This window comes from Gabonibacter chumensis (assembly GCF_024741215.1).
GTDB classification, from domain to species: Bacteria; Bacteroidota; Bacteroidia; order Bacteroidales; family Marinifilaceae; genus Gabonibacter; species Gabonibacter massiliensis.
Map to the genome: position 1 here is coordinate 229467 of NZ_JANSKB010000002.1, position 20911 is coordinate 250377.

The 20911-nt window shown below is 38.6% G+C and carries 22 protein-coding genes; 7 read left to right on the forward strand and 15 right to left on the reverse strand.

Going from position 1 to position 20911, the window contains the following annotated elements:
- Nucleotides 1–17: 17 nt before the first annotated feature.
- Nucleotides 18–680, reverse strand: coding sequence for a uracil-DNA glycosylase (ung, locus tag NVS78_RS07585; RefSeq protein WP_286358647.1), 663 nt, complete (start codon nt 678–680; stop codon nt 18–20).
- Between the two features lie 285 nt (nt 681–965).
- On the opposite strand from ung, the gene NVS78_RS07590 reads away from it, so the two are divergent.
- Nucleotides 966–1226: a hypothetical protein gene (locus NVS78_RS07590; protein WP_286358648.1), complete on the forward strand. Its 261-nt coding sequence runs from the start codon at nt 966–968 to the stop codon at nt 1224–1226.
- Nucleotides 1227–1352: 126 nt separating this feature from the next.
- On the opposite strand, the gene NVS78_RS07595 is transcribed toward NVS78_RS07590, so the two are convergent.
- Nucleotides 1353–1880, reverse strand: coding sequence for a DJ-1/PfpI family protein (locus tag NVS78_RS07595; RefSeq protein WP_286358649.1), 528 nt, complete (start codon nt 1878–1880; stop codon nt 1353–1355).
- Between the two features lie 151 nt (nt 1881–2031).
- On the opposite strand from NVS78_RS07595, the gene NVS78_RS07600 reads away from it, so the two are divergent.
- The gene (locus tag NVS78_RS07600) at nt 2032–2388 is read left to right on the forward strand and encodes a winged helix-turn-helix transcriptional regulator (protein WP_286358650.1); all 357 of its coding nucleotides are present in this window, start codon (nt 2032–2034) and stop codon (nt 2386–2388) included.
- 105 nt (nt 2389–2493) lie between these two features.
- Here the strand turns inward: NVS78_RS07600 and NVS78_RS07605 are convergent, their stop codons facing one another.
- Entirely contained in the window at nt 2494–3309 is an 816-nt protein-coding gene (locus tag NVS78_RS07605) for an AraC family transcriptional regulator (protein ID WP_286358651.1), read from the reverse strand.
- 217 nt (nt 3310–3526) lie between these two features.
- Nucleotides 3527–4444: a hypothetical protein gene (locus NVS78_RS07610; protein ID WP_286358652.1), complete on the reverse strand. Its 918-nt coding sequence runs from the start codon at nt 4442–4444 to the stop codon at nt 3527–3529.
- Between the two features lie 440 nt (nt 4445–4884).
- Here NVS78_RS07610 and NVS78_RS07615 point away from each other — a divergent pair, with 440 nt between their 5' ends.
- Nucleotides 4885–5673, forward strand: coding sequence for an NYN domain-containing protein (locus NVS78_RS07615; protein ID WP_286358653.1), 789 nt, complete (start codon nt 4885–4887; stop codon nt 5671–5673).
- Nucleotides 5674–5780: 107 nt separating this feature from the next.
- Here the strand turns inward: NVS78_RS07615 and NVS78_RS07620 are convergent, their stop codons facing one another.
- The 4 genes from NVS78_RS07620 to NVS78_RS07635 form a co-directional block, all read right to left on the reverse strand.
- Nucleotides 5781–6224 (reverse strand): DUF3788 domain-containing protein, encoded by a 444-nt coding sequence (locus NVS78_RS07620; RefSeq protein ID WP_286358989.1) that lies wholly within the window; start codon nt 6222–6224, stop codon nt 5781–5783.
- Between the two features lie 573 nt (nt 6225–6797).
- A complete protein-coding gene (locus tag NVS78_RS07625) occupies nt 6798–7805 on the reverse strand; it encodes a type II toxin-antitoxin system HipA family toxin (RefSeq protein ID WP_286358654.1) in 1008 nt (335 codons plus the stop codon).
- Between the two features lie 2 nt (nt 7806–7807).
- Nucleotides 7808–8140, reverse strand: coding sequence for a HipA N-terminal domain-containing protein (locus NVS78_RS07630; protein WP_434802135.1), 333 nt, complete (start codon nt 8138–8140; stop codon nt 7808–7810).
- Nucleotides 8140–8340 carry a helix-turn-helix domain-containing protein gene (locus NVS78_RS07635; RefSeq protein ID WP_286358656.1) on the reverse strand — a complete coding sequence of 67 codons (201 nt, stop codon included), beginning with the start codon at nt 8338–8340 and terminating at the stop codon, nt 8140–8142. The genes NVS78_RS07630 and NVS78_RS07635 overlap by 1 nt, the downstream gene beginning before the upstream one ends.
- A 192-nt stretch (nt 8341–8532) precedes the next feature.
- Between NVS78_RS07635 and NVS78_RS07640 the strand changes: the two genes are divergently transcribed.
- Nucleotides 8533–9360 carry a MerR family transcriptional regulator gene (locus tag NVS78_RS07640; protein WP_286358657.1) on the forward strand — a complete coding sequence of 276 codons (828 nt, stop codon included), beginning with the start codon at nt 8533–8535 and terminating at the stop codon, nt 9358–9360.
- Between the two features lie 114 nt (nt 9361–9474).
- On the opposite strand, the gene NVS78_RS07645 is transcribed toward NVS78_RS07640, so the two are convergent.
- Nucleotides 9475–11550 carry a HelD family protein gene (locus NVS78_RS07645; RefSeq protein WP_286358658.1) on the reverse strand — a complete coding sequence of 692 codons (2076 nt, stop codon included), beginning with the start codon at nt 11548–11550 and terminating at the stop codon, nt 9475–9477.
- A gap of 135 nt (nt 11551–11685) precedes the next feature.
- On the opposite strand from NVS78_RS07645, the gene NVS78_RS07650 reads away from it, so the two are divergent.
- Nucleotides 11686–12270: a phosphoglycerate mutase family protein gene (locus NVS78_RS07650; RefSeq protein WP_286358659.1), complete on the forward strand. Its 585-nt coding sequence runs from the start codon at nt 11686–11688 to the stop codon at nt 12268–12270.
- Between the two features lie 30 nt (nt 12271–12300).
- On the opposite strand, the gene NVS78_RS07655 is transcribed toward NVS78_RS07650, so the two are convergent.
- Entirely contained in the window at nt 12301–13098 is a 798-nt protein-coding gene (locus NVS78_RS07655; protein WP_286358660.1) for a LuxR C-terminal-related transcriptional regulator, read from the reverse strand.
- Between the two features lie 284 nt (nt 13099–13382).
- Between NVS78_RS07655 and NVS78_RS07660 the strand changes: the two genes are divergently transcribed.
- The gene (locus NVS78_RS07660; protein WP_286358990.1) at nt 13383–13790 is read left to right on the forward strand and encodes a pyridoxamine 5'-phosphate oxidase family protein; all 408 of its coding nucleotides are present in this window, start codon (nt 13383–13385) and stop codon (nt 13788–13790) included.
- A gap of 21 nt (nt 13791–13811) precedes the next feature.
- Nucleotides 13812–14159 (forward strand): DUF3795 domain-containing protein, encoded by a 348-nt coding sequence (locus NVS78_RS07665; RefSeq protein ID WP_286358661.1) that lies wholly within the window; start codon nt 13812–13814, stop codon nt 14157–14159.
- 667 nt (nt 14160–14826) lie between these two features.
- Here NVS78_RS07665 and NVS78_RS07670 read toward each other — a convergent pair.
- The 5 genes from NVS78_RS07670 to NVS78_RS07690 all read right to left on the reverse strand — a co-directional run bounded on the left by NVS78_RS07670 (nt 14827) and on the right by NVS78_RS07690 (nt 20906).
- Nucleotides 14827–16215, reverse strand: coding sequence for a hypothetical protein (locus NVS78_RS07670; RefSeq protein ID WP_286358662.1), 1389 nt, complete (start codon nt 16213–16215; stop codon nt 14827–14829).
- A gap of 25 nt (nt 16216–16240) precedes the next feature.
- On the reverse strand, nt 16241–17788 hold the full coding sequence (locus tag NVS78_RS07675; protein WP_286358663.1) for a DUF4062 domain-containing protein: 1548 nt from the start codon (nt 17786–17788) through the stop codon (nt 16241–16243).
- Between the two features lie 139 nt (nt 17789–17927).
- Nucleotides 17928–18500 carry a glycoside hydrolase family 15 gene (locus NVS78_RS07680; protein ID WP_286358664.1) on the reverse strand — a complete coding sequence of 191 codons (573 nt, stop codon included), beginning with the start codon at nt 18498–18500 and terminating at the stop codon, nt 17928–17930.
- 1 nt (nt 18501) lies between these two features.
- Nucleotides 18502–20676: an AAA family ATPase gene (locus NVS78_RS07685; RefSeq protein ID WP_286358665.1), complete on the reverse strand. Its 2175-nt coding sequence runs from the start codon at nt 20674–20676 to the stop codon at nt 18502–18504.
- Nucleotides 20673–20906 (reverse strand): hypothetical protein, encoded by a 234-nt coding sequence (locus NVS78_RS07690; RefSeq protein WP_286358666.1) that lies wholly within the window; start codon nt 20904–20906, stop codon nt 20673–20675. Before NVS78_RS07690 ends, NVS78_RS07685 begins: the two co-directional genes overlap by 4 nt.
- Between the last annotated feature and the right edge of the window lie 5 nt (nt 20907–20911).

The window sequence follows — 20911 nt, forward strand, 5'->3', positions numbered from 1 at the left end:
ATCGGTTTCCAGACGGATTACCATTCGATCTCCGGTAAATGGTGGCTTTTGAAGTAACGGTTGGCCTTACTGAAATGCTTGCACCCGAAAAAGCCTCTGTCTGCGGATAGCGGCGAGGGATGTGAGGCCGTGAGTACACAATGCCGGCTCCTGTCGATAAAGGCTCCTTTTTTTTGAGCATAGGCCCCCCATAGCATAAAAACGACATGTTCCTTTTCGTCGTTGATATGCCTGATTACGGCGTCGGTAAATTCTTCCCATCCTTTTCCTTGATGTGAACCTGCCTGATGGGCCCTGACCGTGAGTATGGCATTGATCAGCAATACTCCTTGTTCGGTCCATCTTTCCAATCTTCCGGAGGTAGGCATCGGTTTACCCAGATCGTTTTCAATCTCTTTGAAAATGTTGATCAGGGAGGGAGGGTAGGGGACACCATCGAGGACAGAGAAACATAATCCGTAGTACTGTCCCGGTTCATGGTAAGGATCTTGCCCGATGATGACGACCTTCACTTTGTCAAACGGACAGGTATTGAAGGCGTGGAAAATAAATTTTCCCGGCGGGAAGATCGTGTATTTGGCATACTCCTCTTTTACGAAGCGGGTTAACTTCTCGAAATAGGGCTTCTCGAATTCTGTCTGTAGGCGTTGACGCCAGCTCTCTTCTATTTTTACGTTCATAACGGATCGTTTGTCATGTTCTCTCCTGAAGCTTCGGGAGAATTAACTGTTAGCAAAGATAAATAACAAATCATAATAAAGAAAAGATTATGGAAAAGAACAGATGCGAAGTTTGTTTTCAATAGAATTGGAGCCGATTTTCTGAAAACGGAGTGAAAAAGTTATGATTATCCTTTTTTTTCGTTTACTTTGTAAAAGTGCGGTTAGGTAAATGAAAAGTCGCCTGGAAAGGTGCAAGTTATTGTTGTATAAAGTCAGTTGGTTGTAATTTTAATGGAGACAGTTATGAATACCTATAAAGAAAAAATGGCACATCTGATTTCATTGATCGTACGGATCAAACGTTTTTCGTTTGAGGAATTGGAGATAATGCTTGAGATCAGTCAGGTACAGAAAATATTGAACATGCCGGAAGTAAAAAATCGGGATTGGGAAAATGAACCTTTCGAGAATCGGGAAGTATTTATAACTTTCTTGGATACCTATATCGATATTTACCAAAGGGCCCTTGAAACTCTAAAAAAGAAAAGTGGCATTGATATTTGAGCTTTGTATGCTCTTTCGTTTAAATGCTCTTGGGGGGTATGGTTTGTAATAGAGTGTTACTCCTGAAATGACAGAAGAATTTGCCATATTGAAATTATACAGAGAAGTAGGGAAACCCCTACTTTTCTATTTTAAGGCGGAAACCAACAACGGTATCAGGCTGCATAATGTGTTCTCCGTCTGGGCCGTGTATAATTTACCATCTATGGCATAAGGTTCATTCGTGGCTTTGCCTCCTTTTATCGCTGATTGAACGAAAGGATGTGCCGCAACCGTTCGTCCCTTTGTTATTCCGGCGATATCAAACAGTAAACCGCCTACGCAATGACCTGCGATTAATTTTCCGGCTTCGCCGAACTCTTTGATAACGGCAAGCATATCCTGATTGTAGTTTTTAGAAATATTCTCAGCGAATGTGGGCATGGCATCACCACAGGAAAAAACCAATGCTTCATAATCTCCGGAATGTCCTTTCAGATCGGCAATTACGCCGTCAGTTACCAAGGTAAGGCCTGAATTTGTTTTGATTGTTTTCGATTCGGCCACGGCATAAACCGTGAAGGGGATTTTGTTTTCAAAAAATGCTTCCAGGTATTGAAATAATCCGTAACCGTTTACCGGATTTACTGCCATAACGGCGACTCTCTTTTCCATGATTTTAATTTTTTAAACGAGATATTAGTTATTATTCGTAAGTTTATTACTTTTGTAAAGCAAATGTAGGTATGTAATTTGAAATAAACAAGAACGAACGGTTTTGTAATGTACTTACCTGTAAGTAACTAATATTCATTATTACGTTTTTATGGACGAAAAAAAATTAAAAAATTTTCATTCTACTGGGAATTGTCCGGTCAGGGATATCCTTTGTCGTTTTGGGGATAAATGGTCCGTATTGGTGCTGATAACTTTGCAGGCTAACGGTACGATGCGTTTCAACGAGATTCAAAAGACGATAGACGATATCTCTCAACGAATGTTGTCCGTTACCTTGCGGACGCTTGAACAAGACGGACTGATTCGAAGAAAGGTTTACGCGGAAGTACCTCCTCGCGTCGAATATAGTCTGACCCCGGTGGGAGTCAGCCTTATACCTCATATCAATGCTTTGGTGGACTGGGCCATACTAAATATGTCCCGGATATTGGAAAAAAGAAAATAATGAAAAGGTTTAGTGATTCTGTGATTAAAAGATTCTGTGATTCGGAAAAACAATCACCTAATCACAGAATCTTTTAATCTACAATCTACATTTGTCAATTGTCAATCATTCCACGGGAATATAAATTTCCGTTAATAGGTCTTCCGGTGCAGTGCGGGAAGGATCGTTCAAGTAACGTTCGGCACTCGCTTCATCTCGGAGTGTACACTCCATTTCCGGCAGATATTTTCCGTAAATCGTATCGTACACGGCTTGCAGATTACTATATGGGCCTTTGTAAAGAAAGGTCGCATATCGTCCCGCGGGAAGCTGTTTAGAACCGATATCTCCTTTGGGAATAGCGGCAACGGGTAATACCATACAAACATCCGTCCGTAATTTTTTTACCGGGGTAACTTTCGGGTCGTCGTGATAAATACAGAGTGGGGAGGGATCGTTTGCCGGTAAGTTGTGTTCTTCGGCGAATTGGAACAAGCGGAACCAGGTACCGCAATAATCGTTTAGTTTATAGTCTCCGAACAGGCGAATATAGATTACATTTCGAGCGGGAAGCTCTCTGATCTCTTTTTGCAGTTCCAAGTCCGGTCTGATCATGGCTGGTTTCATAATGACAAAATTTTTATTGTTTCGATATTCAATAGGTGAAATACCGTAAAATTGTTTGAATACTTTAGATAAAGAAGAGGGAGTGGAATACCCGATGCGATAAGCTATATCGGTTACCGGTAAATCGGAGTACCGTAATAAGCGAGCGGCTGCTTCGGTTCGTGTCCGGACGATGAACGTTCCGATGGGTTCGCCCAAGAAAGCTGTCATGATGCGGTGAAAATAGAAAGAGGAGAAATGTGAAATTTTGGCCAATGATTTCACATCGATCTCTTCGCCGAGATGTAGATTGATATAATCTATAACGGTATTCACTCATTTTTGATACTCTTCCCGTGTCGTTTTCTTTTGTTTCATCATTCAATCCGTATTTCACGTTACAAATATACGTTTCTCCCCTTGCTCTCACTTGTCCGTTCTTGCTAAAATGCTTTTCTTGGAAAAAATAGGAGATAAATGCAGAAAATCGATGTAAAAATAGTAGGTTTGAAAACGTTCGTTCATATGAAGAATCAAAGATTTATTTTCGCAATTAGGGTTGAATTGTATGCTTCATATAACAAATTCCCTTGTCAAAATCAAAAATGGCAATTACATCTTGGAAAAATTTTAATCCGATATCACCCTCTGTCGTAAAATGCGGTAAAGCCTTTGTTATAGCGATTACTGGACTTTTGAAATCTATTCCCAGCAAGCGGCATTCTTCTGGGACGAATGCTTTGGCTATTACTTCCCCTTTACGATTATACGCTTTCTGTAATTTTATATTAGGATTTGCTGTTAACCATTCTTGAACAACTTTATTCTGAGCAAGCAAGAATAAGAATGATGCATTACCTAAATCCATGTTGTAATTTCCCTTTAGTAAAATAGTGTTACCGTCTTTGTTAACGGTAAGTTCTGTTTGAACAGCAGGCATATTCAGATAGGTATCGGAATTCATCGTAATTTTTTTCCATCCTTTTTTAGAAATATTCTTCTTCGGTAATACCTCTAATTGGCGATTATTTAAATCCAATTTTATAATCCGTCGTTTCCTTTTCTTGTTATAAAGATTCTGTACTGGAATTGCAACTTGATATTCGCGAGAATAATTAGACAATATGAAAATCTCTCCCTTGTACATCACATCAGAACTGATTAAAATATTTCCCTTTGCCGTGTAAGCTATATGACATGCTTTGCCGCCTAAATTCATTCTTTGCCTTTTATCGCATGGTATAAGCTCAAGATTGAACTTGTCGATATTGTCAAAGATAAAAGCTGAATCGATTAACATTACATGAATACCTGATTCAAGTAGCGCGGTAGCTTGTAACTCGTTATCCAATTTTATGGGAAAGGTGTAATGCTCGCTTTTCGTTTTTGACAACTCAAATCTGTATTCTTGCGAAGAGATTTTACCGGTAAACGAAAAAAGGGCTATAAAAACAATGAATATGGCTTTCATAATTGGTCTATCAATTAAATTTTATTATATATTGGAAACAAAGTTATAAAATTTATCATTATGAGAAACTTTTTCGGGGTATTTGGTTGGCAGATTGGTTGTTTTATCTTTTCGAATTGCTCTTGGAACTATGGCCCTACTGAAGTGCGATTGATAGTAACGGTGAACCGTTTATTCGTGTTTCGTGTAATTTGAATGGCTTGGTCCTCCACTGTAAACCATCGTTTAGACTCGTCGAAGAAAAGTTTACTGTTGAAATCGAAAAGTTTGTCTTGTCGTGTTCTTTGGCGAATAGGAACAAGCGGAGCTCGGTACTGCAATGATCGGGTCGCGGCGGTTCGTGTCTTGATAAAATGTTTTTTCTCGGAAAGAAAATAGGTGATAGGTTAGGGTTATTAACATAAATATTGTAAGTTTGAAAATGTAAAATGTTCATGAATATGAAGAATCAAAGATTTAATATTGCCGTTCTAATCGATGGAGATAATGCACAGGCAAAGTTGATTAAGGAGGTATTGCAGGAGGTATCCAAGTATGGCAAGGCTACCATACGGAGAATATACGGGGATTGGACTCAAGCTCAGATGAATAGTTGGAAAGATATTGTTAACGAATACTCGATCAATCCGGTTCAGAAATTTTCGTATACAACGGGTAAAAATTCAACGGACAGTTCGTTGATCATCGATGCTATGGATATCCTTCATGCCAAAAATTGCGATGGGTTTTGTATCGTATCGAGCGATAGCGATTATACCGGTTTAGCGAAGAGGATTAGGGAGGAAGGACTTTTTGTTATGGGTATCGGAGAGAGAAAAACTCCTGTTGCTTTCGTGCAATCCTGTGAAATATTTACTTTCTGTGAAAACTTGATTAAAGAAGAGGTAAAAATGGCGGAGGCGGAACAAAAACCCAAAGCGACTAAAAGAAATACTCCCAAAAGTTCGGTACAGGAGGAGCCGCCCGTTAAGGAAAGGAATACGAGGGAGAGCTTGCCCAGGGATATTATCGATAAAGCCTTTGAAATTTCGACCAATGAGGACGAGGAGGCCTATATCGCGAATGTCGGAATGAATTTACGAAAAATCGATCCGAGCTTTGACCCCAGGACATACGGTTTTTCAAATCTGACGAAACTGATGGAAAGTATTAAAAAATACAAGGTGATAAAGAATATCGTCAACGGATTGAATCATCCGCTGGTAAGATTAAAGGATAATTCGAAATAAGGTATTGTGAAAACGGTTGTATTCATTCTTGACTTGCTATCGTTTAAGGATAAGATTCGGAGATGATCGGTAGAGGAAATTCGGTCTTTAGCCGGATCTTTTTAGTTTTATTTGACAACATCGATGCTTTCTTTTAAGGTAGATGTCGGTTTACGTTTGATGTACAGTAATTTTTCCATATCGGGAAATAGGGAGGTATCCTTTAATTCAAACATTAACCATTTTCCGTCATGGTACGTTTTAGTTTCCTCGTATACTTTTTGTACTTCTGTGGAATAGGACTCTTTATCAAATTCAAATTTAGTCCGTTCTTCTTTGCCTAAAATGATCATAAAACCCAAGTTGTTTTCTTTGGCATATAAAGCACATAACGTTTTTCCGCCTTTGCGGTATTTGTATTCGTATTTCCAGGCTTTGCCCCCGTGATTCCAAATCCTTTCCGTCTCGTATTTTTCTTCGATCAGCCGACAAAGCTCGCGCCATACCTGATACAGCGGCTTGCCTATCGTGTGGATTAATTCTTCGGAAGTGGGTTGTTGAAAAGTTTTCATTTGCTCTCTTTTTTGTTGTTTACAATAGATACAGTCGCTATAATGTATTGTTTTAGGTTTACCGCAATTCGGACAGGTGTGCAGTCGAGCCTGTCGGATCAGGAAGTTTTCTTCCCCGTGTTCCTGTATGAATACAAGATTTTCAAGCAAGCTCGTGTTGTAATCCGTACGGTAACGGGAATCGAGTGTTTGTAATCGTTTACACGGAAAACGCGCACATTCGAAACAGTACGATTGCTTTTTGTCACAATTCCAGATTACGCAATTGGTCTTTCTACTCCTGCATCCGGTACATCTTTTTTTATAATCCTGATAGGAGTGGCATAATTCACAATTCATCCCGCAAGGAGCAATGGTCTCTTTCATTATGGAATTATTATAAACGTTATAGAATAAGAGTTTGCCTAAGATATATAAAAAACGAATGATGGTCGAATTTTCGATTATTATTTAAGTAATAACAACGAGTGTGCTTTATTGTTTGGTCGTTTGACGTATTTATCTTTATTACGGACGTGATTCTTACTGCCGCAGTAAGTAGGAAAAGAGGAGACACGATTATAAGCTTCTGCCTTAGTGCCGGAGGTATCGGGTTAGGCGTTCTTCATAACTGCGGAGATACATCCTTTTAAGTCGGTCGTCAAGAAACGAGCGTTCCGTCAATTGAATCACTTCGTCTTTATGGATAGCGAATGGGGTAGTGATCTTATCGATTTGTTTTTCGGTCAATCCGATTTTTGCGCCGAAAAAACGAAAATCCTTTATGCAAGGATGTCCGGTTCGAGTGTAGATATCGCTCCATTCGGTTTGGGGGAGTAATCCATCGTTTAGGGCAAAATCGGTGTCGTCGATATGCAGTTGTGTGTTAAGTAAGTCGTATGCGGGAGTAAGAATATAATCTCCGTCGATGGTCTGTTGCACGGAAAAATTTTTTAAATGTGCATCACCGTTGGCAAAGAGATAATTAAACACGATCAACTGAAAAAAAAGTCCTATCTCTACTTGCCAAGCCGGAAGCAAATCACGAATCTTTATAGCGATATCATTATAAGAACCTTGATACTTAAATGCTTTACCGGAATTTTCTTCCGTACGGCCGAGGATGGAGGAGAAATCTTCTTGTTTGATTTTTGACCCGTCGGGAGTAATGTCGAAACGTTTGGTAATATAGGCGGGATGTCCGTCGGCAAAAAAGATCAACCCGTTTTCGGCCGTTGGAATCTTGTATACCTGTCGGGCGATTTGCATGGTCAAATGTTCGTTGGCCGGCATCATAGTTCTATACCGGAGGCTTTTGTCCGATGGAATTGGTTTGAGGATGTAAGTGCCCTGAGCACCTTCCGGGGTGAGTATAACACGTCCGTTTTCTACTATAGTGCTCAGCTTTTCTTGGGCTCCCGAGAGGGAAGAGTGACCGACATTATTAGCAATAAGCGGAGCAGTCGTATCGTTATCGTATTCAAAGCCCAACAGGTGACTGACCCGCTTTCCGTTGAATAGCCTATTGATTGCGGTACTACTATAGGTTGAGTAACCTTCAGCAAGCGTTCCCGGGCAATTATTTATTACCACCTCTTTCATGGTTATTGCTCTTTTATTTCCTTAATGGTCACGGCCCCGATCGTATCGGTATGAGCCGTCTTTATCAGACGTGTAAAATAATCTTTTTCGTCTATTTTCAATAGGCGATTTTGAATAGTCTCGTTTGCACCTTCAGCTAATAAGTTGAAAAAGAATGAAAATAGGTATTGGCTATGGTATGTTTCCTCCGTTTTTGGTAATGTTAAGCTAATGGCAGTATACGAGGGATTGAGTAGATAATCGTGGTCGTATTTGAAAAGGTAGGTATAATCGTCTTGTTCCGTCAGTATTCCGGCGAAAACGTTATTGACATATACTTGTGCTTGTCTCATGATTATACGATTTTCTTAATGACGGCGGTTATCTCAAGTCCCAGTGCGGCAGCTACTTTTTGTAATGTGGCAAATGACGGGTTGCCTTTACCCTGTTCGATGCTTACAATGGTACGGGGACTAATACCCGTGATGTCTGCCAAATCCTGTTGAGTTACTTTCAACAGAGTTCTTCTTTCTCGTAAAATTTTAAATATATCCATAGTGCAATATATTACATATTTTGTGCGAAGATACGAAAATAATATTTGAAAACAAACAAAATGCGCAATATGTTGCGCATTTTGTTTGTGATAGTTAAAAACAAAGATTTTTGCACTATTTTAGGCAAATCTCTTGACTCGTACCTAAGGGTAGGGGTTATCTTTGCATCGTAAACAAATGCGCGGGAGTTTATGAAAAGTAAAATGAAGTTTAAAATCGGAGAGTTTTCCAAGCTTTGTCAGGTCACGGTTAAAACGCTTCGTCACTACGAGGAGGTAGGATTGCTTATTCCTTTTGAGGTGGACGAATGGACGGGGTATCGCTACTATGATATCGGTCAGCTTAGACAAATGACGAGAATCGTTTATCTTAAACGATTAGGATTTAGTCTTGAAGAGATTGCCGAACTGTTTGACGACGGTAAGATATATCCTGATCCCGAGTCGATAAAGACTAAAATCGAACATTGTGAAAATGAGATCGAATGTTTGCAGTGGCGACAAATGGAGCTTGCGAAGCTAGAAAGTACTCTCCGGCAAGAAGAAAACGTTATGAAAAAAGTATTTGAAAAATCATTGCCCGCGCGAGTGTTTGCGACACACCGTCGCAGGATAGAGTCTTATCAGGAGTTGTTCTATCTATGTCCGAACATTATCGGTCCGGAAATGTATCGTTTGGGATGCGTGTGTCCGGCCCCGGAATATTGCTTTACGGTAGAATACAACGAGGAATATGGTGTGGACATCGATATCGAATATTTCGAGGCCGTATCGGAACGTGGAATAAATTCGGAATTAATCACGTTTAAAGAGCTTCCCGGAGTCCCTGCTGCTCTTTGTATCAATCATTTCGGGGCATACGAGAGAATGCCCGAGACCTTTACCGAATTATATGCTTATGCGGAGGCAAATGGCCATGAGGTGATCGATAGACCCCGTTTTTGTTATATCGACGGTATCTGGAACAAAGAGACGGTGGGCGAGTGGCTGACAGAGATCCAATTACCCGTGAATCGATAGTTGCAAGGGAAAAGATCACTCGTAAAAATCTCTACTGTTTTTTACGAGTGATTATCCGTTCCGCGACTTTTTCTTTTATGTATAGAGAAATACCATGATTATATTCAGGTCTTATTATAGCTTCGGGGAAGCGGGAATGAGTTCACTCTGTTTTCCGTAGTAAGTAAGTGATAATTTATGCATTGCTCTCGTTACGGCCACGTAAAGCATATTTCTTTCTATTTCCGAGTGATAATTCACACGGTCCGCCTGAGGAACGATGACCTCGTCGAATTCCAGTCCTTTCGCCATATGAGCCGAAGTAACGATTATACCTTTCACGAAAGCAGAACTTTGATGGGATAGAAAGTAAATATCATCGGTATGGACCTGGAGGTTTTCCATCATCTCTTTTGCCTGTAATTCCGTTTTACAGATAATACCGAGTGATTTATACCCGGATATTCTAAAAGAGGAGATCAAATCGACTATGCCGGAAATTTGATCTTCCATGTTTTGAAATTGAAGGACATCAGGTTGTTTTCCGTGTCGTTCGACGGGCTGTAATTCTCCATTCGTTTGAATTTTCTGGGCAAAATTCGTGATTTCAAAAGTCGATCGGTAACTTTTGCAGAGTTTCATGACTTCTCCTTTCGCGAATGCCTTCATGATCGTGTCGGCAGTGGACGAACCGTAAGGATTGACGGATTGATTCGCATCTCCCAGAATAGTTTTCCGGCAGGGGTAGAGCTTTTGAATGACCCTGTACTGTATCGGGGCATAATCTTGCATTTCGTCGATTAAAAGATGTTTGACCCTGTGCCGAGGGGTATTCCCGGACAAGGCGATGTGCAAGTAGGCCAAAGGAGCTAAATCCGTGTATTCTAATTGGCGGTTTTTACCTGCCTTAAGCATTTCCGGCTTCCCGATCCATTTGAAAAAGTCCTTGTAAACCTGGAGGTCGTTGTTTCCGGCAAACATCTTCTTTATCTCCTTTTTTAATCGATTTTTCTCGGCGGCGGTAATTTTGAAGTTGTATTGGATGTATATTCTTTCTATTATATAATCGGTCATGGCTTCAAAACGCTGGCGTATAGGGAAACGGTTGAAACGTTTGAATTGTTCTTCGATAAATTCGGCGGGAACCGTGATCTGTTCGGTCAGCTTGACCTCTTTTGCTTGAAAATAGCGATTTTCCAGGTAAAGAATAAACCGATCGAGTTGTGCGATGAAATCGAACGAGGCTTTGTAGCGTATCCGTTCGATAAAATCCTGATCTGCCCCCTCGAGTAGTTCTGTTATCTGTTCAAAGTAATTTTGGTATTTGTATTTGTTATCCAGCACACCGGAAAGGATCTGTTCCATGCCGATTTCAGGTACGTTCTCTTCTCCGAGTTCGGGTAGTACGTTGGAGATGTAATCGGTAAAAACTTTGTTTGGCGAGATGATCAGTATCTCTTTGGACGAGATGTTTCCTTTCAGGGTGTAAAGCAAATAAGCGATACGATGCAATGCAATAGATGTTTTACCCGATCCGGCGACTCCCTGAATGATGAGTACATCCGCCTCGTTGTTTCGGATAATCCGGTTTTGCTCCCGCTGGATGGTCGTAACGATATGCTTCATTTTGTCGTTGGCATTGGCACTTAGTTCTCGTTGTAAAATATCATCATGAACAGTCAGGGAACTTTCGATCATATATTCCATCCTGCCGTTGCGTACACGGTATTGACGTTTTAGTGAGATATTTCCGCTTACTTTACCGGCAGGAGAGGAATAAACGGCTTCTCCTAACTCGTGATCGTAAAATAGGCTTGCAATAGGAGCTCTCCAGTCGTAGATTAAATTCATTCTTTTATCGGGATCGTAGAATGTGTGTATTCCGATATAAATGGGGGTAATCCTATTACCGTTCTTTTTTTCTGTAAAGTCTATTCGTCCGAAATAAGGGATATCCAACATTTTAACCAACCGTTTGCGTTTGTCAATAATGTTTTCTCCCAAAGCAAAATGATTTAAGATACTTTCTCTCATGGAACGAATCTCGTGTGGATCGATATCTTTATTGGACCATAGGTACTCCTTGTATTCCTGTAACGTATCAACCTGTTCTTTAACCGATCTGTCCGTATTATTTGTCATGGCCGCGATAAGGTCTATGATCTGTTGTAAATACTTTTTTTCCTGTTCTTCTGTTTTATTGAATACCATAAAGTTTTTACTATTGTATTGAAATGTTTTGAAAGGGAGACAAAGTTAGTTCGGTCCGATCGGGTATTAAATAGCTATTTATAGCTATATTTTGGCTCTTTTTTCTATTTTTGTCACTTGTTCGAATAAAGAAAGATGGATCTCCTCGATATTGCAAAACAAAATCAGCAGAAGGCTTGGGAAATCGTAAAAGCCACTCGTGTTATTCCGATATGGGAGAGTATCGGTGCGCGAGTCAATTTGGTAGGTTCTTTGAGAATGGGATTGCTGATAAAGCACCGGGATATCGATTTTCACATCTATTCTTCGCCATTGGTTTTGTCCGACAGTTTTAAAGCCATGTCACAATTGGCAGAAAATATCTCTATTCAAAGAATAGAGTGTGTCAACCTGTTACATACCGTAGAGTCTTGCGTGGAGTGGCATGCCTGGTATCGGGATGCCGAGGGTGAACTTTGGCAGATTGATATGATCCATATCCAGAAAGGCTCTCGGTATGACGGTTATTTCGAACGAGTTGCCGAACGTGTTTCCGCCGTGTTGACCGATCGGGCCAGGCGGACGATCTTGCAATTAAAATACGAAACGCCTGAAACGGAAAATATTATGGGAGTGGAGTATTATCAGGCTGTTCTACAATATGGGGTGAAAAATTATGCAGAATTTGAGCGATGGAGAAAGTCACACCCTGTCACGGGCGTCGTGGAATGGATGCCATAAATAAGTAATCCGGTATCGTGTATTCCATTATTAATGAAGTAAGCCTAATTCGATACCCGCGTTAATAGCCTCAATAGAGTGTTGTACTCCCAGTTTCCGGAGTAAATTTTGGCGGTGGATATGCACCGTGTGGATGCTGATATGGAGTTTATTCGCGATCTCTTTGCTTTGCGATCCTTTTTGGATCAGTCGTAATATTTCCGTTTCCCTTTGGGTCAAATGTACGGAGGGTGTCGATAAAGCGGAGGGAGAAAACATCTCTCCGTTTTTAAGATCGAATACGGTGCAGTCTACCTGATCGAATTTTTTCTGGTCGGGATCGATGTCCATACAACCTACTATAAGCCAGGCTTTTCCGTTACGGTCTTGTTCCAAAACCTGATGTTTACTGACCACCCGTATGTATTTTTGTTTCGCGTTACGTACCCGAAACCCGTATACGTTGCAATAGTTGTTTCTTTGTTCGATGGGCAAACTGTAAATAAATTTCCCCAATAAGACCTGTAACGTTTTTAACCGTGTCAAATCGTCGGGATGGATGCGTGATTCCAGGTAGTCGCCTTGTCTCTCTATGGTTGTGATCTTATGACTGTCGTACCCTAACAGATCGACAAAATTAGAGGATGCAAAAGCGTATCTGCATTTGAATACATCGACGACAAAGGTACAGTTTCGGTTAAATTTTGACATCTGGCTGAGAATATTTTTATCCTTTTCCCAAATGCTGTAATCGATATCCGAGGCTGATAAATGTTGTTTTGCCCATAGCTCTTCTCTGGTCGTATCGGTTGATCTCGTATGGCTGAAATCATATTTTTTTATACTCATTTCCGACGGCTGCTTTTATAAAAACAAAAGTATAAGAAAAAGTTTAGTATTGATAATCGAATAACGTTTTTGAGGGTTTGCGCCATTCAATACAAATTTGTATCTTGTAAACGATTTCTCAAGGCGAAGATAACTGTATTCGGCATAAGTTTCTTACATATGAAGATTATATTTTTGTCCCGAGGATGTTACTTTAAGCCGCGTTTCTTCAAAAAGTCGTTTTTATACAATGGAATGATAGAGTATGTGGTTAATTTATTTTTCAAATGAATAAGACAATTGAAATGAAAACATTGAAAGAACAGGCGGCAGAAATGTTGAAGCGATGCGAAACGGTTGTTGTTGCATCCGTAAATAAAGGGGGATTCCCTCGTCCCGTTCCCATGAGCAAAATACATTCGGAAGGATACGCGGAGGTGTGGATGGCTACCGGGAAAGATTCATTGAAGACACGAGATTTTGCCGGAAATCCGAAAGCCGGTTTATGTTTTTCCGGAAACGGGAATAGTGTCGTCCTGACAGGGATCGTCGAGATTATTACCGATAAGGTCTCTTTGGAGAAATTTTGGCAAGATTGGTTTATAGGGCATTTCACGGGAGGAGTAACGGACCCGAATTATGTTCTGTTGAAATTTACCGGGCATCACGCTACGTTTTGGATAGATGGCAAGTTTGTACATCGGAAGATTTGAATATGTTGTATTTTGATGATGATGAAACAACTGATAGCCTGTTGCGGATTGGATTGCGAAAGTTGCGAGGCCCGCATCGCCACGGTCAGGAATGACAATGAGTTGAGAGAAAGGACGGCTCGGAAATGGAGCGTAATGAATAATGCCCCGGAAATTACGGCAGCGACGATCAACTGTACGGGATGCCGTTCCGTCGGGGTGAAATTTGCCTATTGCAGCGATTATTGTGAAATCCGTAAATGTGTATCTGAAAAAGGATTCGGTACTTGCGGCGACTGTAAGGAATTGGAACATTGCCGAATAGTCGGAGCTGTTTTCCGGCATAACCCCGCTGCAAAAGAAAATCTCCTGTCTTCGACAACGGCCTGAAACCTCGCTGAAAAATAGATTGTTTCTTTTAGGGTTTCCCCGTCTATACCTGACAGGTATTGAAGCATGCCGAATCGAATAGCTGACTTTTTAATTCCAGAAAATCAGCTGTCTATTTTGTTTTTATTATGCTGTAAATAGAATGCATTTCAGAAATAAGGCGAAATATTTTGCTGAATCAGAATTACTTCTTGTTTTTGTGAACTGAACATTGAAAATAATCCAATGAATAGTTTTCGAAACAGTGATTTGATTTTATCGGTTTTTAGCGACGCTCGAGCCGTGTTCTCACTGAAGGGTATTACTATGCTTATCGGGAGAGCGATTTTAAGAAGTTAAACGAACGGTTGAATTACTATGTTCGTGAGGGAAAGTTACTCTATAGCTAAAATCGTCAATCTACAATAGAAAAGAGAATCACTTTCGTGACTCTCTTTACTGTGGTGCCACCAGGAATTTGATTTTATCCTAAATGGCTTAATATCTTTGCTTTAAGAATAAGCTGATAACGCAATCTCCACCTTTTGCTCCACCAAATTGCAACTACATTCTGCACAGTTTTGCGTGGTTAGATTCCCTATTTGATTGCAAAGGTAGTGCTTTATTTTGGATTACAAGGGATAAAGTGTATGTTTTTCTCCACCTTGGTTCAAGAACCCTAATTCTTTCAATTTTTAGTTCCTAGTATTGGCTGTTTTAACTTTATCCATAAACATAACATAGGAGCATCTTTGAATTTAGTTAAACATATATCTGCGTCATTCAACATTAAAATCCTATTCCATGCGTCAGATTTCAACTGGGGTAGTTCTACTATTTCATTGAATAAAGTAAAACTAGCCCCCGTATCGTTAAATACTTTAGCAATCCTATTAACTATTATTTCAATCTCTTTTACAAGAATTGGCTGGTTCAGATTATTATTCTTGTGAAGTATAATAACGGCCTCATCGCTAGATGTTCGCTCTATCATACAATTGAAATATCCGAAATACTTATTTGACGTATTCAAATAAGTTAAAGTATGTTCTGGTGTAGTTTCTATTTTTGATACTTGCCTTGTAATGTAATCGTCAATGATTTCGTCAAAATATTCACGGGCAGATTTTTGGTTATTATTAATTGCCTCTTCAAATTTTTCGATGAACTCATCTATTGAATACACCTTTGTACCAAAATTGTAAAGCTTATATAATGTTTTACTTTTGAGACGTAGTCCTTCATCGTCACTGACTATACAATCACAATAGGAACCGAAAAAACTATGACAGCAATCTGCTTGCATGTTTTGAAACTTGACTTTCTTTCGAGTTTCTTTATTCACTCCAAACAAGTCAAGTAACATATAGGACATATAATAGGCTGTTGCTGAATCTGAAGAAGATAAGCCAGTTTGATCCAAAACTGCTTTAATTGTCTCTATAAATGACAATCCTAGTGGTGACGATACTAATTGCTCATTGAATATCTCTTCTCCGTCAGTTTTGATTTCTTTTGGATTGTAATTTGCAATTGTTTTATCTCTTACCTGTTTATAAGTTTCCTTGTTCTCGTAAAAATTGTATGCTATAAAGTTTATCAATAATTTAAATATTGGAATATCTACTTGTAATTCATTAGATAAAATTGGAGCACGTTTTGTCAACCAGTCAAATTCTAGTTCACCCTTTAAATCTTTAATGCTAATATCAACAATATTGTTTATTGCATTTCGCTGTTCTACTGTTATTTGTGAGAAATCAAAATTCTCAAGCCAAGAGAAATCTCCAACTTTTCCAATTGTTTTAAATGCATCATGCGGAGATTGTTTCATAACTTCTTGTTTAGAAGCTTCATAGATTAATCTATTCCCGTCAACAATAGTCTGTATAAACTCCATCTCAGCATACTTAATATCTGTTTTGTCGTCTTGCAAATCAAACAAATGTGCATTTGAATAGAAGAAGATAAACTCATCTTTGTGAGACAATATTTTCTCGCGTAAAAGAGCGTACTTCTCTTCCCTTGCATTAAATAGGTGGCTGAAGACTTGCTTGTCTAGATATATTGTAACCATAGGCAGATATATGAACAAAACATAATTATTTATTGCCCTCTAGTGTCTTTTTTAATGCTAGACCTTTTGCTGTAAGGCGATATTTTTGTAATTTACTTTGTTTTTCATTGGGTAAAGTAAACTCTATATAACCTTCATCAAGAGCCGGTTTAATGTAATTCTTGCGAAATTTCCCCCTATCTTTTTTCCCTAACATAGATTGTAACATATCTCTACCAATTTCGCCATCAATGCAAATAACAAGAGCCTTAATAGCTTCAGATGTGTTCATCACATCATGAGCACCATCATGAGCACCATCATAGGCACCATCATAGGCACCATCATGAGTATTTTCATGGTTCTTCTCCTCTTCACTTGCTCTCCAAATGACTACCCTAAAATCTTCCTCCTGATAGAATTCCGGTGTCTTCAAGCCATAATCACGACATTTATTGATAATGTCTTCTGTACCTGTTCCAACTTTCTCGATATAGCCATTCCAATACATTGGGTCTGCAAGTAGAGGATTAGTAGGCAATGACTTATGGGGACCATGAAGTTTTTGCACAGTTAGTCCGTAAGGTAATGTTCCAGGATTCCACACCTCTAATCTGTTACGGAACAGCATAATCTGTACACTCGCATTGCTGGTATAATCTCTATGACAAATGGCATTCACAATAGCCTCTTTTACCGCATCTATCGGGAGTTCAGGTCTTGTTGGGACATCTGCCTTATCACCTTCCGAACGAGTTCCTACCCAATTATCAATGCGGCTCATCACAAAACTTGTTGCCTGATCCACCAATTCAAACACATCGCCTCGATAAATCTGGTATGCAGGCATTGGTTTCTCTACTACATTACCATAGAACTGCACACACTTAACCTCGGAAGTAATGAAATACTTCTGTGGCTTCTTGCCGAATAATAAAATAGCAGCATTAGATAATCGACCTTGCTCATCTATCAAATCCAAATGAGTTAGCAACTTCTCCGGAGGAGTCTCCACCGACAGAGGAAAATTTCTCTTATTGCGAGCCATGTGAATAAAATTCCTCATCTTGTTCTCATCAAGGTCGCTTAGTGTCGCGTTGTTGTCATACGATGCATCAAATGGCCGCCAACGGATATACTCCTTCTCTTCCAAATATCTTATCAGCGATGCATAAACAGAAGTCCTAAGACCGTTAATATCCACAAAAGTCTTACGCACAATATCACGTTCAACCTTTCTTATCAATGCGGTTTCTTTGGGGTGCCTGTTCTCTTCACCGATGCTCTTTATATAGATGAGCCTACTTTTATGCAGCTGGGCTGCCAAATCATATTCACGTTCGGTTGGCGAAACACCTTCTGCATCTTCATATCCATACAGATTGCCATACAGTCCAAGATAAATATCACATTGTTCCACCTCTTTCAAGTAAACATGACTTGTAGGATACTCATTTGCCGGTACCTCCTCAAAGATAAATGGCTCAAAGAATTTTCCTAACAGAACATCTGTCCGGATATAATGACAAAGCATTGCACGCTCTTCTGCAAACTCACTCTGTACACTGCTTATAAATATTTTTATTCGTTTCATAATTGATATTCTATAAAATAACCTTTGGCTTTTATAACACGAGGTTAGCTCATAACCAATAATCTTCTATTGTATTTTCACAAGGAAATAATACTTTTCAATAAGAAGTTTTATATGGCTTATATTAACTTTTAAATTATTAGTCAAATGATTCTGGTTCATCTTCTTCATCTGATGTTGTTATCGCATCAAATGTTAAAAATATTTCTAAAAATGCAGTTTCCTTGTAGAAATGGTTGGGGTTATCTATCAGTTTATCTTCCATAAAATGAAAGCCCCAGTTTGCATATTCCTCCATTGTTTGCATCATCGCATCTACGGCTTTTCTAGCAGTAACAAGATTTTTATCTAATGCAATAAAATCAAAATCTGTTTTAGCCACCAATGCAGTGAATATAAATTCTCTTAGTTTTGGATATGCATTTCTCCCTTTTACAGAATCTATATTACCCCAATATTGTATGGGCTGACCAAAGGACTTGATTTTAGTACTATCATCAATTAATTTTCTTCTTTGATTGTAGTATAGACCAATAAAAAATGCCACAATAAAAATTTCATAACCAGCACCAAAAAGTTTGCCTTTGGCATCACCTAATCTAGTGACTCCTTTTCCGTAATCACTGAAAATTTTAATAACAGAGTCTTCGTAACGCTTATCCCAATTAGGGTTGCGTCTTGCCCATAAATCGTATAATTTCTCTGTAGCCATATTACTTAATTTTAGTAGTCAATGTTCTAATTGTAGATAAATCTTCCTCATCATATCCAGATTGTTTTTGAATACGATATACAGAGCATGACAACTGATTAATCTTGTCAAAATCCAATTTCCTTTCTCCTTTTTCTCTATCGAACAAGAGAAGGTCTTTCGTAAATATAATACATTGCTTATCTATATTATCAATGATATTATAGAATACATCCTCTTTAAACTCTCCAAATGAAGAAGTTGGTGCATCAAATATCAAAGGATAATCCTCGTCTCGTTTCAATGTGGTTATGTTTGAAATTGCAAACAAAACAGACATGTACATTGTAGTTTTCTGAGCTCCGCCAGGATTGGTTATGAGTGTATTATTTGAACTGTATAAATTGATTCTAGCAGAACCATCAGCAGTCTTTACAATTCTAATTATTCCTCTGAAATCTTCAGCATTTAGTTTTTTAAGATACAAGTTTGCCTGCGTTTCGAGCATAAGTAAAAACTCTTCTACATTCCTTTTTTTAGCAGCCTCAAATGCTTTCATTATTTTATCAAGAGCTATATGTACTCGTTGATAAACACGAACAATACCATTAGAAGGAGCAATTTTGTTTTGCTCTTCTTTTAGTTCAGCTCTGCGCTGTTCTAATGTTTCTAATTTATGTTGCAAGTCTAAAAGGTCAAGAGAGGCTCGTTTACTACTATCAGACAAGCCCTTGAAATCTCTAAAACTTTTATCTAGCATCTCTTCTGTTAAATCAGGAGTTTGAATTAGAAGTTGCATTTTTGCATCCTCTGCTTCACTTAAATCCCTTGTTGCTTTTTCTAACTCTACCTTCCTGTTTTGTACAAATGAAAGCCTATCAGCGATTACAGTAGATAATTCTGAAATTTCCTTTTCAGCATCACCACTTAATTGAATACTTCGGGTATGGAGTTCGTTTATATATGAATTTTCAAATAATGGTTTCTCTTGAACTTCAGATTTATCAGTCAATTCTGTTTCTTTTCTTATATGCTCAAGATATTCATTAAGTTTGCCAACCATAAAGTTGTAGGCATCACTACCTTTTACCGCAGGACGACCGCACACTTTACATATCTCATCGTCTATCATCTCTTGCATGGTCTCTTTGTCTGGAAGATTCCAAGGGAGAGGAGTCGCATCATTAGCTAATTTCTGAATCTCTTTTATTGCCTCTTTTTTGCCTTTTTCTATTGCTATTCTTTCGTCTTCTGCTTTTTGCAATTTGCGCTTCTCTTTACTTAATGCTGAAACTTTCCTTTGGTATTCACTCAAAACAGAAGGGAATGCTATTAAAATCCACATATCATCTAAAAGCAATGCATTATAATCCAAATCAACATAAGTTTTTAACCTACGCTGTTCTGCTTTTTTTTGCTCTATTCTTGCTTTAATATCTTGAAGATTCTCACAAGCGTCTTGATTTTCTTCTAATACTCGCATTCTGGTTTCATAATCTGATACAGCCTTTTCTTTTGAAGCAATTTCCCTTCTCGTATCAGATATGTCACTTTGTATTCTACTTAGTTCATATTCTATACGCTTAATCGTTTCTTCTTGTTTTTTATCCTTACGTAATTCTTTGGTTACCAAACCATCTGATTGTTGTTCAAAGAATTCTGTCATCTCAACAAGATTATCAAACTGCTTAATGCCAGAAAAAGTATCAACAAGAGTTTTAAGGGCTGAGTTGTTATCAAATACATTTAACTCACGCTCTCCCTTAAATAAACAATATCGACGAATAACGGTATCAAAGCAAGATTCTAATAGATGTTGTCCATTTCGATTTTGTCTTTCAGAGCCTATGGTAGCGTAACCGATGAATGAAAAGTCTCGAGTAATTATTGCTCCATCGTTCCTCTTTTCAAAAAGAAATTTTTTACAAATTTCTTTTTCACCATCATGCTCAAACAACATTGTTACAGAAACCTCATCAACATCACCAACTTCAAGCTCCATCTTTCTCATTTCTGAAATATTACTTTCGCTTTTATTGGTTTTGCTGGTGTCAAACAACCATTCAAGTGCCTCAAAAAAAGTCGTTTTGCCATCTCCATTATCTCCGATAACAAGAGTTAATCCATCTGATAATTCAAATTGATTTTCTCCATAATAACTACGGAAATTCTTAATGATTATTTTATTTAGTTTCATAATTTCTGTATCAAATAATTTGAAACTTGATTGTATATTTCTTTTTGCGTATATCTGCTTTCGTTTCCATCAATTATCATTGCAACGGCTCTAATAATTGCATTTTCTGAATCAAGAGAATCAGATATCGTTTCTATTCCTGTGGGTGTATACTCACCCAACTCCGAAAGTTTTTGATCCGCTAATACGGCTTGAAGAATTTTATCTCCATTTGTGAAATGGGTAGTCATAGTGG